9 protein-coding genes are annotated in these 14,727 nt (G+C 71.9%); all 9 read left to right on the top strand.

Translation table 11 applies throughout. From position 1 onward, the window contains the following. Positions 1-130: 130 nt before the first annotated feature. The 9 genes from ABD987_RS03005 (at position 131) to ABD987_RS02965 (ending at position 14,710) form a co-directional block, all read left to right on the top strand. Positions 131-1,876: an AfsR/SARP family transcriptional regulator gene (locus ABD987_RS03005; protein ID WP_345386570.1), complete on the top strand. Its 1,746-nt coding sequence runs from the start codon at positions 131-133 to the stop codon at positions 1,874-1,876. 445 nt (positions 1,877-2,321) lie between these two features. Next, on the top strand, positions 2,322-3,662 hold the full coding sequence (locus tag ABD987_RS03000; protein ID WP_345386568.1) for a COG1470 family protein: 1,341 nt from the start codon (positions 2,322-2,324) through the stop codon (positions 3,660-3,662). 111 nt (positions 3,663-3,773) lie between these two features. Beyond that, complete coding sequence (locus ABD987_RS02995; RefSeq protein WP_345386566.1) at positions 3,774-4,394, top strand: response regulator transcription factor; 621 nt, start codon at positions 3,774-3,776, stop codon at positions 4,392-4,394. A 118-nt stretch (positions 4,395-4,512) separates the two neighbouring features. After that, positions 4,513-7,617: a hypothetical protein gene (locus tag ABD987_RS02990; RefSeq protein ID WP_345386564.1), complete on the top strand. Its 3,105-nt coding sequence runs from the start codon at positions 4,513-4,515 to the stop codon at positions 7,615-7,617. Next, positions 7,614-8,291, top strand: coding sequence for a Pvc16 family protein (locus ABD987_RS02985; RefSeq protein WP_345386562.1), 678 nt, complete (start codon positions 7,614-7,616; stop codon positions 8,289-8,291). Before ABD987_RS02990 ends, ABD987_RS02985 begins: the two co-directional genes overlap by 4 nt. Further along, on the top strand, positions 8,288-10,294 hold the full coding sequence (locus tag ABD987_RS02980) for an ATP-binding protein (protein WP_345386560.1): 2,007 nt from the start codon (positions 8,288-8,290) through the stop codon (positions 10,292-10,294). Before ABD987_RS02985 ends, ABD987_RS02980 begins: the two co-directional genes overlap by 4 nt. 2 nt (positions 10,295-10,296) lie before the next feature. Continuing rightward, positions 10,297-11,265 (top strand): hypothetical protein, encoded by a 969-nt coding sequence (locus ABD987_RS02975; protein ID WP_345386558.1) that lies wholly within the window; start codon positions 10,297-10,299, stop codon positions 11,263-11,265. A 9-nt stretch (positions 11,266-11,274) separates the two neighbouring features. Beyond that, a complete protein-coding gene (locus ABD987_RS02970) occupies positions 11,275-13,140 on the top strand; it encodes an eCIS core domain-containing protein (RefSeq protein ID WP_345386556.1) in 1,866 nt (621 codons plus the stop codon). A 49-nt stretch (positions 13,141-13,189) separates the two neighbouring features. After that, positions 13,190-14,710 carry a phage tail sheath family protein gene (locus ABD987_RS02965; protein ID WP_345386554.1) on the top strand — a complete coding sequence of 507 codons (1,521 nt, stop codon included), beginning with the start codon at positions 13,190-13,192 and terminating at the stop codon, positions 14,708-14,710. The last annotated feature ends 17 nt before the right edge of the window (positions 14,711-14,727 follow it).

The following is a 14,727-nucleotide window of genomic DNA, read 5'->3' as shown; positions in this document are numbered from 1 at the left end:
ACTGCCGACTTCGCGGCCTGTGGCGTGCCCGGCGACCGTGTGAATTATCCGACGACGCGCGGAAGTATCTGGGGGCTTCGCCGGTTCTCTTAGTAGAGAACGGGCACGGACGCGCGGAGGGAGGCCCGGCATGGGCGCCAGCGGACTCCGGTTCGCCGTCCTCGGCTCGCTGCGGGGCTGGCACCACGACCGGCCGATCGACCTGGGCCCGCCGAAGCGGCAGGCGGTGCTCGCCGCGCTGCTGCTGCGCGGCGGGCACACCGCGACCACCTCGGAACTCGTCGACGCGGTGTGGGGGGAGCGGGCCCCGGCACAGGCGCTGACCGCGTTGCGTACCTACGTACTGGGCCTGCGTGCCGCGCTCGAACCGGACCGTCCGGCGCGGGCTCCGGCGAAGGTGCTGCTGTCGGTGGGCGGTGGCTACTCGCTGCCGCTGCGCGGGCACGTGCTCGACACCGACCGCGCGGAAACACACTTCGCCGCGGCGGAGCGGGCACGCCGGGCCGGGGAGCCGGCGAAGGCCCGCGACCTGCTCGATTCCGGACTGTCGCTGTGGGCGGGGGATCCGCTCGCCGGGGTGCCGGGGCCCTACGCCGCCCGGCAGCGCGGGCGGCTCGCGGAACGACGCGTCGCGCTGCTGCAGACCCGGTTCGAGCTCGACCTGGAGCTGGGCGGGCACGCCCGTATCCTGCCCGAACTGCGGGCGCTCACCCTGGAACAGCCGCTGCGTGAGGAACTGCGCGGGCAGCTGATGACCGCGCTGTACCGGTGTGGCGATCTCGGCGAGGCGCTGGAGGTCTACGCCGACACCCGGCGGACCCTGGTCCGGGAGCTCGGTGTCGAGCCGGGGCCGCGGCTGGCGGAGTTGCACCGGCGCATCCTCACCGGTGATCTTCCCGGGCCGGGAGCCCGCCGGAAGGTCACCGCCCGGCGGGCCCGGCCCGCGCTGCTTCCCGCCGAACCGCCCGACTTCACCGGCCGGACCGGGATCGCCGCGCACCTGGCCGAGCGGCTGGGATCCGGTGCCGGTACCGCGGTGGCGATCGCCGCGATCTCCGGGATGGCCGGGGTCGGCAAGACGGCGCTGGCCGTGCACGTCGCGCATCGCGTGCGCGAGCGGTTCCCCGACGGCCAGCTCCACGCCGATCTCGGCGCCGCGGAGCCCGGGGTGGTGCTGCGGGAGTTCCTGCTCGCGCTCGGGGTGCCCGCGGCCGGGGTCCCCGCGACGGCGCCGCAGCGGTCCGCGCTGCTGCGCACCACGCTCGCCGGGCGGCGAGTGCTCATGGTGCTGGACAACGCCCGCGACGCCGAGCAGGTCCGTCCGCTGCTGCCGGGGACGCCGGGGTGCGCGGTGCTGATCGCCGGGCGCGTCCCGCTCACCACCCTGCCCGGTGTCACCACCTGCCGGCTGGAGGTGCCCGGCCCGGTGGAGTCGCTGGGCCTGTTCCGCCGGATCGTCGGCCGGGACCGGGTGAGCGCGGAGCCGGGCGCGGCGATCGCGCTGGTGGCGGCCTGCGGGCACCTGCCGCTCACCGTCCGGAAGGTCGCGGAGCGGCTGGCCGCGCGGCCTTCGGTCCGGCTCGCCTCGGTACTCGGGGAACTGGACGAAAATCCGGGCCTCGTCGCCGACTGCACCGGCTTCCGGATGGGCATCGAGCAGCTGAGCGCCGAGCAGGCCAGGGCGCTGCGGCTGCTGGCCCCGGCCGCGGACCTCCCGCTGGCCTCGGTCGCCCGGCTGCTCGGACGGCCGGAGGAGGTCGCCGAGGAACTGGCCGAATCGCTGGTCAACCTCAACCTGCTCACCTCGCCCGCCCCCGGCCGGTACGGGTGCAAGGACGTGGTGCGCCGGTTCGTCACCGGCCCGGCCCGGCCGTAGGGCCGCGGCGTCCCGGACACTCGGCGTGTCGCGAAAGCGCCGTTCGGGACCTGGCATTTGGGTGCGTACTCCGTCGGCGGGGCGAGGTGCCCGAGGGACGCCCTGGGTGCGTTGGACGCACCGAGGGCGTCCCTCGGTGCGCTGGGCGCACCGAAGGCGTCCCTCGGCACGACCGGGTACAGCGGCAGGAGACTCGATGTCCCGAACGACGCGTTCGCGACGTTCAGTGTCCCGTACGCGTCGTTCGCGACGCGGCGTGAGTGGCACACCCGCCCTCGGACCGTCGACATTGGACTGTCTCAAGTGGACATTCGGGCGGTGGTTGCCGAACGTTCGTGGACACCCCGGGGGCCGCTGCCTGGAGTCGGCGGGGAACCCGCGAAGGGGCCGCGATGATGCCCGGCAGTCCCTCGAACCGCGCCGCCGCGGCGCTTACCGTGGTCCGGTGGTCACTTCAGCGAATCTCGCGTTGGACGCGCCCGTCGTCGTTCCGGGGGAGACCGGCACCATCACGGTGACGGTGTTCAACCGCACGGACATCGTCGAGGCCTACACCTTCGAGGTCCTCGGCGCGCTCGCGCCGTGGGCGACCGTGGAACCGGCGCGGATCTCGCTGTACCCCGGGACCTCGGGCGACGTCGTGGTGTCGCTCCGGCCGCCGCGGTCCCCGGAGGTCCCGGTCGGCCAGGTTCCGGTCGGGGCCCGGGTGCTGCCCGCCGAGCGCCCGGAAGACACCGTGGTGCTCGAGGAAACCGTGGTGGTCGCGCCCTACCTCGACGCCGACGCCGAGCTGCTGCCACAGGCGAAGGCGGGACGGCGGAAGGCCCGCTACGCGGTCCGGCTGGACAACCGGGGCAACGACGCGGCCGCGCTCACCGTGGACGGGGTGGCCGGCAGCGACGAGCTCGCGCTGATCACCCGCCCGGACCTGCTGACGCTGCCGCCCGGCCAGTCCACCGAGTCCGAGCTGACCGTCCGCGCGCACAAGCTGATGTGGTTCGGCAAGCCGGCGACGAAACCCTTCCAGGTACGGGTGAACCGCCGGGGCGAGGACGACACGGCGGCGCCCGGCCTTTCGCCCGATCTCCCGCCCGGTCCGCCACCGGACCTGCCGCCCGCGATCCTGCTGGACGGCACGTTCACCCAGCGGCCGGTGTTCCCGCGCTGGCTGCTGGCGCTGCTCGGGCTGCTGCTGGCCCTGCTGGCGCTGTGGTTCGGCCTGGTCCGGCCCGCGGTCAAGTCCGCGGCCCAGCAGGCGGTCGAGGACAAGACCAACGAAATCGCCCAGTCCGGCGGGAACGTCCCGGGACAGGGCGGCAACACCGGGAACCAGCAGGGAAAGCCGGGCCCGGGGCAGCAGCAGCCCGGCAGGGGAACGGGCGGCCAGGACCCGAACGGTCCAGACGCGCCCGGTGGCGGTGGCGGGAACCGGCAGCAGTTCGACATCCCCATCGAGGTCCAGACCAGTCCGGGACAGACCGCCGCGAACGGGTACACCGTGCCGCCGGGCAAGGTCTTCCGGGTCACCGACATGCTGCTGTCGAACTTCCAGGGCGACGAGGGCCGCATCACCATCAAGCTCGGGGACCGGACCATCGCCACCATCGCGCTCGAGACCTTCCGCAACCAGGACTACCACTGGGTGACCCCGGTCGACGTCGCCGAAAAGGCCACCGCCTCGGTGACCGTGACCTGTACGAAGACCGGCGTGCCGCCGAACGGGGCGCCCGCGCCCGGTTGCTCCGAGCTGGTGACGGTGAACGGATTCCTCGCGGACAGGGGCTGAGGCGTCGCGGGTGCCCCGATAAACGCCGGACTCCCGGCGTTTATCGATTCTTGATTCCCCCTGCTGATGCTGGACGGATCAACAGGGGAAGAATCGAAGGGGAGCGAAAGAATGACCCGAGTGACCGTCGCGGTACGTGCGGAAGATGTCGTGTCCCTGGCCGGGGTGACCGGTCTACTGCGATCCCGCGGTGAAATCGAACTGGTCGACGAGAAACGGTCGGCGGCCCAGGTCACCGTGGTGGTGGCCGACCGGCTGGACGACGACGGCGAACGGACCCTGCGGGTGCTGCACGCCGCGCGGTCCACCCGGATCGTGTTGCTGCTCCAGCGGATCGAGGCGCACCGGCTGACCGCGGCGATCGAATGCGGGGTGGCCGGGCTGATGTTGCGGTCCGAGGTGGGCGAGGATTCCCTGCCCCGCGCGGTCCTGGCCGCGGCGTCGGGAAAGGGAAGCATGTCCGGCGATCTGCTGAGCAGGCTGTTCGAGCAGGTGAGCCGGTTGCAGCGGCAGGCCGAAACCGGGCAGGCGGTGGGCTTCTCCCACCTCACCGCGCGCGAACAGGACGTGCTCCGGCTCGTCGCGGACGGGTTCGACACCGCCGAGATCGCGGCCAAGCTGTCGTATTCCGAGCGCACCGTCAAGAAATGTCTTTACGAGCTCAACTGCCGGTTGCAGCTGAAGAACCGGGCACACGCCGTGGGATACGCGATGCGGCACGGGCTGATCTGAACACATCTCGCCTGGAGTGCCCGAAAGTCTCCCGCTGTGCCCGGGACAGGGGCCGCGCCGCCACTGCGGCCACCGGGCCCGGCGGGAAACGATGACGGGGAAACCCGGGGAGGCTGGCGTGAAACGGAGTTGGCGCGGCAGGCGCTCGGTGCTGGGCGCGGTCCTGCTGAGCGTCCTGGCGGCGTGCGTGGTGCTCGTGGCCGTGCCGAGGGACCGCCCGGCGAACGCGGAGGAGGCGCCCGCCGCCGGTGACCGGGGCCGGATCGCCTTCGCGGGCACCGGGCACACCAGTCTCGGCGCGGCGGCCGAAGCCGATCTCGGCGACAAGGCGACGACCGCGCCGCTGTTCGGGGCCGGACCCACGCACCGGGACACCGACGGCAGCGCCCGCGGCGGGCAGTTCGTGTTCACCAGCCTCCGCGACGAGCCCCGGCCCCAGGTGTACCTGCGTACCGTCGACGGCCAGGTGCGGCGGCTGACGACCGGCCTCGACGTCAGTCATCCGGTGCTTTCGCCGGACGGGAGGACGGTCGCGTTCGCCTCGGCCGGCGCGGGCGGGCACGGCCTGTGGCTGGTCGGCACCGGCGGCGGCGCCGCGCGCAGGCTGAACACCGGCGCCACCGCCGACGAGCAGTGGCCTTCCTGGTCCCCGGACGGGGACAGACTGGCGTTCAGCAGCAACCGGGAACCCTTGCGGGGACGCCAGATCTACGCGCTGGAGGTGGCCTCCGGCGCGGTCGTCCGGGTCAGCGACGAGCGCGCGGGCGACGCGATCCAGCCGTCCTGGAATCCGGTGCGCGGCGACTTCCTCGCCTACGTCTGTGACGACGACCGGAACGCGGGCACCACCGAGGACCAGAAGGCCCACGTGATCAGGATCGACGGCAGCGGCGACCGGCTGCTGGTCGGCGGCGGGCACGACGACTGGCAGAGCCGCCAGCCCTCCTGGAAACCGGACGGGGAGTCGGTGCTGTTCCTCAGCCGGTACTGCCTGTGCGGGACGCCCAAGTTCGACCAGGTCTACGAACAGCCGGCGCCGGGCGCGAACCCGGCCGGCCCGCCGCGGCTGCTGCTCGCCGAGGACCGGCAGGTCGGCTTCCCCGCCTGGCTCGTCGACCGGCTGGTGGTCACCCGGCTCACCGCGCCGGACCGCGTCACCGCGGACCTGCAGGACATCCGGCCGGACGGCGCCGATCCGCGGGACCTCGGCCATTCCGTGCTGCGGGAGGACCCCGCCGCGGCCACCGACGCGACCAAGCTGTTCCACCCCGGGGCCGGCTACGACCCGTGGATGGAACGCCAGTCCTATTCCCCGGACGGCCGATCGCTGGCGTTCACCCGGTTCGAGGGCACGCCCGGCACCCGGTCGGAGCGGGTCTGGCTGGCCGACGCCGACGGCGGGAACGCCCGGCCGATGCCACTGGCCGACCGGAAGCCGGGGGACTGGGAGTTCGACCCGGTGTGGTCACCGGACGGCACCACGATCGCGTTGTCCCGGCGTTCGCCCGGTGGTGTCCCGCCGGGCAGGGGCGATCCGAGCCGGATCGTGGTGGCCGAGGTGACCACCGGAAAGGTGGTGCACCGGCTGACCCCGCCGCCCGACGAGGAAGGACGGAACGACACCCAGCCCGCGTTCTCCGCGGACGGCGGGACGCTCGCGTTCAGCCGGGGCACCATCACCACGGAGTCCGGCACCGAGGTGCGCCGCGGCCGGATCTGGACCGTGGACACCGCGACCTTCGGCACCCAGCGCGATCTGACCACCGTGGTGTGCGGCGGGAACTGCGAGGTCACCGACGACAGCGCGGTGTTCTCCCCGGACGGCCGCACCCTCGTGTTCAACCGCGAGTTCGACGGGCTGCTCCAGACCACTGTGGACGGTACCGGCTGCCGGGTCCTGCTACCCTCGGCGGGCGGTTCCTGTGCCGGGCGGATCACCGCCCCGCCCACCGGGCCCTATCAGCCGAGGGACGCGACGTTCTCCCCGGACGGGCGCAAGCTCGTGCTCACCTCGCGGCAGGAGGGTGCGGACGCGAGCCCGGAACACCTGCGGACGCTGGACCTCGCGAGCGGCAGGCTGGAGCAGCTCACCGCCGCGCTGCCGGGCAGGCAGAAGGAACCGAGCTGGCAGCGCTCGGTCGATCTGCGCACCGAGCCCGTCGGCCCGCCACCGTCCACAGTGTCCGGTGAGCCGGGCAGGGTGACGCTGACCGTGACCGACGACGGCCCCGCGCCCTCGCCGGGCACCGTGCTGACCCTCGCCCCGGCGAGCGGCCTCCGCGTCACCGGGGCGCACACCGAACAGGGAACCTGCCTGCCCGCCGATCTCCGCTGCGATCTCGGCGTGCTGACACCGGGGAAGCCGGTGCGGGTCACCGTCGACGTCGTCGCCGGCGCACCCGGCGTCCGGGAGCTGTCCTGGTCGGTCTCCGGTCCGGTGCTCGACGCCGATCCCGGCAACAACTTCGCCGCCACCCGTGTATCCACAGTGGACAAACCACCGCCGGGCACATCGACACCGCCGCCGCCACCTCCGCCGCCGAGCACGTCGCCGCCGCCACCGGCCCCGCCGCCCGCCCCGCCCGGCCCGAGCCTCGGTGTGCGGGTCGCCCCCGATCCGTCCTATGTGGGCGGACGAGCCATCGCGACCTACGAGGTGCGCAACTCCGGTGGCCGGCAGGCGACCGGGATCCGGGTGGCGCTGGGGCTGCCCGCCGGGGTCCCGGTGACCTCGGTCCCTGCCGGATGCCCCGGCGGCCAGTGCTTCCTCGGCGATCTGGCGCCCGGCGGGACGGCGGTGCTCCAGGTGGTGTTCGCGCCGGACGCGGCGGTGGACACCCGGGTGACCGGGGTACTCACCACCAGCGGCCAGGACGCCGACGCGCGCGACAACACCGCGTCCGCGAGGCTGCGGGTGCTCCAGCCGAAGATCCTCGCGCGGCCGCCGATCGGGCCGCCCGGCTTCGTGACCTCGGTGCGTGGCACCGACTTCCCGCCCGGCGAGCCGGTGACGCTGGCCTGGTCGCCCGGGATCACCGCCGCCGCGGCGCCGGTCCTGCCCCGCGCCGACGGCGGTTTCGTCGCCCAGCTGCTGATCCTGCCGAAGGACGAACTCGGGCCGAGGACCATCACCGCGCGCGGCTCCGGGTTCTCGCCGGTGACCACGCCGTTCCTGGTGATCGCGCCCTCGATGGGACCGCCGAACTTCGTGGAGCGCCGATGATCCACGAGGTGGACGAGGCGCTGCGCACGTTCATCACCGACGGCGCGTGGCTCGGCTCGCAGATCGAGGTGGTCTTCGACGCTCCGACGAAGGAGTGGTCGGCCCGCCGCAACGCGCCGACGATCAACGTGTTCCTCTACGACGTCCGCGAGGACCTGTCCCGGCGCAGCGCGGGCAGGCTGGAGGTGCACGACGAGGACGGCGGACTGCGTGGCTGGCGCCCACCGCCGCGCTGGTACCACCTCGCCTACCTGGTCACCGCGTGGACCAGCCGCCCGCACGACGAGCACCGGCTGCTGTCCGCGCTGCTGGCCCGGTTCGGGGCCACCGAGCAACTGCCCCGCCCCGCCCTCGCCGGTTCGCTCGCCGAGAGTGGCCTCACCCTGCCGTTGCAGGCCGCCCGGCCGCTCGGCGAGGGCCGGTCGCTCTCGGAGCTGTGGTCCGCGCTGGGCGGCGAGCTCAAGCCGTCGATCGACCTGCTGGTCACCGCGCCGCAGCTCGGCGAGCTGACGCCGGTCGGCCCGGCCGTCACCGACGGGTTCGTGCTCGACGTCGAGGAGGAGCGGCGGCGGCTGCGGTACCCGGAACCGGCGACGACCGGCCTGCACGGCGACGTCCCCGGGTTCGGCGCGCCGCGGGCGCGGACACGGCGGCGGATGGGGGAGCGGGAGTGATCGCGGCGCTGCTGGCCGGGGTCGAACGCCGCGTCCGCCGCGCGGTCGCCGCCCGGCGCGCGGCCGACCCCGGCCCGGACGACCCCCATCGCGGGCTCTACCTCACCCCGGAGATGGTCGAGGCGGTGCTCGACGATCCGGTGCGGATCCCCGGCCCGGACACCACGGACGGGGATCCGCCGCCGCTCCCGGCGTTCGCGGGTCCCCTCGGGCTCACCGCGCTGGACGTGGAGATCCTGCTGATCGCGCTGGCCCCGGACCTCGACGCCCGGTTCGAGCGGCTCTACGGCTACCTCAACGACGACGTGACCCGGCGCAGGCCCACCATCGGCCTGGCGCTGGAACTGTGCGGCGTGCCGCCCTTCGCCGCCGCGGGGCGTGCCAGGTTCACCGCCACGGAACCGTTGTGCGCCAACGGGTTGCTGGTGGTGCAGGAACCGGAACGGCCACTGCTGACGCGGACCGTGCGCGTCCCGGACCGGGTGACCGCGTACCTGCTCGGCGATCCGGCGCCGGATCCGCTGCTGCGCGGCGTGGCCACGATCGGCACCGGCACGGCGGCGGGGCGGACGGAGGGGGCGGACCGGGTGGCGCGGGCGCTGCGCGCGGGCGTGCGGCTGTGTTACCTCCGGCAGCCCGGCGGCTCCGGCGCGGAACCGGCCGAGGCGGCGCTGGCGGAGACCGGCCACGGCGCCGTGCTGGTGGATCTGGTCGCGCTGGCCGAGGCGGACGAGCCCCTCGCGGTGGTGTCCGCGCTGGGCAGGGAGGCGGGCCTGCGAGGTGCCGGGCTGGTGGCGGGCCCGGCCGAGGCGCTGGCCGACCCGCGACGGCACGGGCTGCTGCGGACGCTGACCGGGCACGCGGCGCGGGTGCCGGTGCTCCTCCACGGCGACCGGCCGTGGCATCCCGACTGGCCCGGTGCCACGCCGCTGCGGGTGACCACGGCACCCGCGGTGCTCACCGACCGCGCGCGGATCTGGCGGGAAGCGGTGCGCGACACCGGTTTCCCGGTGTCCGAACTGGACACCGCGGCGGTGACCGCGGCGCTCGGCCCGTACACACTGAACCCGGCGCGGCTCGCCGAATCGGCGCGCGCGGCGGCCGGTTTCGCGTTGCTCGACGGCGGCACGCTCACCGCGGCGCACCTGCGCGACGGGGTGCGCGCGCAGAACGGCGCCGGGCTCGCGCGGCTGGCTCGGCGTGTCGAACCGGCCGTCGGCTGGCCGGACCTCGTACTGCCCGGCGAACAGCTCGACCAGCTGCGCGAGCTGGTGCTGCGGGCACGGCACCGGGAGCGGGTGCTCGGTGCCTGGCGGATGCGGCCCGGCGGCGGACGCGGCACCGGGGTGCTGGCGCTGTTCGCCGGCGAGTCGGGGACGGGCAAGACGATGTCGGCCGAGGTGGTCGCCGCCGAACTCGGTCTCGACCTGTATGTCGTGGACCTGGCGACCGTGGTGGACAAGTACGTCGGCGAGACCGAGAAGAACCTCGACCGGATCTTCACCGAGGCGGCCGGGGTGAACGGGCTGCTGTTGTTCGACGAGGCCGACGCGCTGTTCGGCAAGCGGACCGAGGTCAAGGACAGCCACGACCGCAACGCCAACCTGGAGTCGGCGTTCCTCCTGCAGCGCATGGAATCCTTCGACGGCGTCGCGGTGCTCACCACGAACCTGCGGGCCAACCTCGACGACGCGTTCACGCGCAGGCTGGACGTGGTGGTCGACTTCCCCGTGCCCGGTGCCGACGAGCGGCTCGCGCTGTGGGACCGCTGCCTCGGGCCCGGCCTGCCCCGGGCGTCCGATGTGGACCTCGCGTTCCTGGCGAAGTCCTTCGAACTGGCGGGCGGGTCGATCCGCGCCTGCGCGGTGACCGCCGCCTACCTCGCGGCGGAGGCGGACCGGCCGGCGTCGATGGCCGATCTGGTCGCCGCGGTCCGGCGCGAATACCGCAAGCTCGGCCGCTTGCTGCTGGACAGCGAATTCGGTGAATGGCTGGAGGAGTGACCGTGCGGATTCACGAACAGCGGGAACCGCTTGGCTCCGAGAGGGCGACGGCACGCGCGCCGGCCGCTGCCGGGCACCAGGCCCGGCAGTTCGCCGCCGCGCGGCTTTCCCCGGCGGAGATCCTGGAGGTGCAGCGCACCGCGGGAAATCGCACCGCCGTTGCCGTGCAGCGGGCCGCGGACCCCGCCGCCACACCGGAACAGGTCACGCGGGATCTGGAGCGGTTACGGGCGCTTCAGGAGAACGAGGACCTGGACCCCCAACTGCGTGCGGTACTGGCCGAGGTGATCGCGGCCGCGGATTCGGTCGTTCGCTGGAACCCGGCGATTCCCACGAGTGGTCACGCGCACCCCAGTTACTCCGACGACGGCGTTCGGAACGGGTTCTTGGTCGCCTACCAGGGAGCCACCGAGGACGAGGCCCAGCGACTCGGCAACCTCGTGCACGAGCTCACCCATATCGCGGTGTATCTCGGGCTGGACCGCTCCTTCGTGAACTATCGGCACCCTGACCAGGCGGCCGTGCAGGACTCCTTGCCCGCCGAGCAGGACGGGATGGAGGCCCGGCAGGGAAGATTGATGGTCGGCGCGGCGAACGAGGTGCTGATCGAGAACCTCCAGGAACTGGAACGCCTGCTACCGCCGGACGGCGGGCTCCGGAGTGACGAGCAGGGCGCGGCCCAGCAGGTCCGCGAGAAACTCCGGTACGGCCTGATGACGCCGCACAAGGAATACGACACGGTGCTGAACCAGATCCTCACCTGGACCAACCTGTGGGGAAGCGACCGCCGGACACCCTTCTACCGCCGTCTGGTGGAACTCGCCACGCAGGCAAGGGAACGCAGGCAGGGACCACAGTCCCTGCGCACCGGCAACCGCGTCACCCGTGCCGGCAGGCGGATAGCGGCTCAGGCGAGACGACTGTGGGAGCGGGTGCGGAGCCATTTTCCCAGGCGAGGTGAACGAACGTGAGGAGCCGGTATGCGTGATCGTCGGCAGCGCGTGAGCCAGGAAACCGAACAGCGGAGAGCTCCCACCGCTCCCCGCGAGGTCACCGGACATTCGGTGCCGGACCTGCTGCTCGAGCTGCAACGGACGGCCGGGAACGCGGCGGTGGCGCGAGGCCTCGCAGAGCCGGAAGCGGAAGTGCAGCGATCGGCGGTGCACGAGGCGCTTTCCGGATCGGGCGCGGCGCTGGACGACGGTGTCCGGTCGGAGATGGAATCGCGGCTGGGCGCGGACTTCTCCGATGTCCGGGTGCATACCGATTCGACCGCGCATCAGGCGGCGGAGTCGGTGCGGGCACACGCTTTCACGTCGGGTTCGCATATTGTGTTCCAGCGGGGCCGGTACGACACGGATTCGCATGCGGGCAAGAAGATGCTGGCTCATGAGCTGACGCATGTCGTGCAGCAGCGTTCCGGTCCGGTTTCGGGTACTGATGCCGGGGACGGGCTGAAGGTTTCCGATCCTTCGGACCGTTTCGAGCGCGCGGCGGAAGCCAACGCCGAACGGGTCATGCACTCGCCCGTGGCGGGTGGCGAGCACGGCCACGCGCACACGGCGCAGCGTTCGGTGGATCACGCGGTCGTCCAGCGGGCCTCGGAGTCCGGCGAAGGCGGGATCGATATGGCCGCCAGGGCTCCCGAAGGTCCTTCGCTGCGGGTAACCTTCGCTACGCCCGAAGAATGGGAAGAATTTTGCGGCAGGGTGCTCCGAGAATATCCAGGAATCAGGGGTGACTCGCGCATTCGTTTCGACGATGCGGAGCGAACGATCGAAACACATTACGACCGGCAGACACTCTTTGAGCTGTACCCCTTCGTGGTAGCGCTCCTGCGGGGTCCGATCGAGCAACAGGTCGCGAACCTGGAAGGCGTCGACAGGATGGCGAATCCGATCGACGAGTTCGGGAAAAGAAACCCGGTCACCGCCCGGTACTGGGAAATTCAGGAGGATCGGGTCTGGTCGCTGGTCGAGGCCGCGGCGACAGAGGCGGAGAACTTCTCCGGACGGGGCGAGGACTACCGTGACGTCGGTACGCATGACGAGTTTCGGGACCTACTCGCGGGGGAAGACGCACTGGTCATCGGAGAGAACCACAAGGAGGAAACGGCGTGGAACTTCGTGGTGGAGAACCTGCGGCGTGGGGGAGCGAGCAAGATAAAGACGGTCTACGTCGAGAGTATCCGGCAGGATGGGCATCAGGTCCTGGTCGACGAGTACCTTAACTCCGCTCCTGACGCGGAAATGCCGCCCGCGTTGCGGACTTTCCTTAAAATGTATCGTGACGAAAATCATCACGATGGGCTGTCGAGATTTCTGATTGCGGCCAAGCAGCACGGCACGCGAGTACAGGGAGTTGGTGCGCTACCGGCGAGCAAGCAGCAGTCGCTAGATTACAATCGTTCCGGTTACGATTGGCCGCTGCACAAGCGCGCGGCGATGCTGAACGTATATGTCCGGCATGTCGTGGAAAAGGATCAGGAGCGCTCGCCGGGAAAGTATGTGGTCGTCGTCGGGCACGCACACGTCAGCGAACACGTGTTCACCGGGGACAAGGCTGAACTGGCCAACGAACCCGAAGCGAACAAGGCGATTCCGGACACGGTGCCTGGGACGATGCAGTACCTGGGCGTCCCGGCGGTGCGACTACCGGCACCACAAGGCAGCGCTGTGCCGCCGGTGACCGAAGAGCTCCAGTCCGGGCCGGTGACCGTGGCGCCCCTCAGCGAACCGGAGACTGCGGACAGTAGCGAGGTGCAACGAGGCGATGCGCGGCGGGGTCGAGCGCGCATCAAACGTGCCTTCGATTGGGTCCGCAAGCACTCGCGCCGACGCGGGTGAAACAGCGACAGTGGACATCAGCCGATCTTGTCGCGGATAAGGAGCGAACATGCCGAGCTATCTCTCACCCGGCGTCTACGTGGAGGAGGTCCAGGGCGGGGCCCGGCCCATCGAGGGCGTCGGCACCGCCGTCGCCGCGTTCGTCGGGTTCGCCGAGCGAGGCCCCTTCCACGAGCCGACACTGGTGACCAACTGGAACGCCTACACCGCGACGTTCGGCGGGTACGTCGCCGACACCTACCTGGCGCAGGCCGTCTACGGCTACTTCGCCAACGGCGGTGGCGCGGCGTACGTGGTCCGGATCGGGAGCACGCCTGCCGAGGCCGGGACCGAGGCGGCCGCGGTCCCGGCCTCGCTGGGCGGTCTCCAGGTCGCCGCGCTGCCCGGCGCGGGCGGCGACGTCACCGTGGAGGTCGCCGACGCCGAGGGCGAGAACCCGCCGGAGGACCGCTTCCGCCTGCTGGTGAAGCAGGGCGGCAAGGTGGTGGAGACCTTCGACGTGTCCACCAGGAAGAACGCCAAGAACTACGTGGTGACCCAGGTTCGGGAACGCTCGAAGCTGATCACCGTGACCGAGGCGCAGAGCGGCGCGCTGGCCCGGCCGGACAACCAGGCGCTGGCGCTGCCCGCCCCGGCCCCGGCGCCGCGCGTCCCGGCCCGCCTCACCGCCGAGGAGTACGTGGGCGATCTGGACCGGCGCACCGGCCTCGGCGGGCTGGAGGCCATCGACGAGGTCACCATGGTCGCGGTGCCGGACCTGATGAGCGCGCACGCCAAGGGACTGATCGACGCCGAGGGCGTCAAGGCGGTGCAGCTGGCGATCATCGCGCACTGCGAGCAGATGGGCGACCGGGTCGCGGTGCTCGACACCCCGCCCGCGCTGACCGCGCAGCAGGTGCGGAAGTGGCGTCAGGAGGAGGCCGGGTACGACTCGAAGTTCGCCGCGCTCTACTACCCGTGGATCAAGGTGTTCGACCCGGCGACCGGGAAGAACGTCGTCGTGCCGCCGAGCGGGCACGTCGCCGGGGTGTGGGCCCGCAGCGACGCCGATCGCGGGGTGCACAAGGCACCCGCGAACGAGGTCATCCGTGGCGTGATCGACCTGCAGACCGGGCTCACCAAGGGGGAACAGGACCTGCTCAACCCGATCGGCGTCAACTGCGTCCGCGCCTTCCCCGGCCGCGGCATCCGGATCTGGGGTGCCCGCACGCTGTCCTCGGACCCGGCGTGGCGCTACCTCAACGTGCGGCGGCTGTTCAACTACCTGGAGGAGTCCATTCTGCTGGGCACCCAGTGGGTGGTCTTCGAGCCGAACGACGACCGGTTGTGGTCGAGCATCCGGCGGAACATCACCGCGTTCCTCACCGAGGAATGGCGGCGTGGCGCGTTGTTCGGCCGGACCGCGGAGGAGTCGTTCTACGTCAAGTGCGACGCCGAGACCAACCCGGCGGAGTCGATCGACGTCGGCCAGGTGATCTGCGAAATCGGTGTCGCACCGGTGAAGCCGGCCGAGTTCGTCATCTTCCGGCTCTCCCAGTTCTCCGACAGCACCAGCCTGGTCAGCGAATAATCCCAAGGAAGGCACGG

The organism is Amycolatopsis samaneae (assembly GCF_039541975.1).
Taxonomy (GTDB): domain Bacteria; phylum Actinomycetota; class Actinomycetes; order Mycobacteriales; family Pseudonocardiaceae; genus Amycolatopsis; species Amycolatopsis samaneae.
This window is presented reverse-complemented; position numbering and strand designations above follow the sequence as displayed.

Coding starts and splice junctions, on each gene's coding strand:
- ABD987_RS03005 (WP_345386570.1), top strand. CDS start 131: ATGGGCGCCAGCGGACTCCGGTTCGCCGTCCTCGGCTCGCTGCGGGGC.
- ABD987_RS02995 (WP_345386566.1), top strand. CDS start 3,774: ATGACCCGAGTGACCGTCGCGGTACGTGCGGAAGATGTCGTGTCCCTG.
- ABD987_RS02985 (WP_345386562.1), top strand. CDS start 7,614: ATGATCCACGAGGTGGACGAGGCGCTGCGCACGTTCATCACCGACGGC.
- ABD987_RS02970 (WP_345386556.1), top strand. CDS start 11,275: ATGCGTGATCGTCGGCAGCGCGTGAGCCAGGAAACCGAACAGCGGAGA.
- ABD987_RS02965 (WP_345386554.1), top strand. CDS start 13,190: ATGCCGAGCTATCTCTCACCCGGCGTCTACGTGGAGGAGGTCCAGGGC.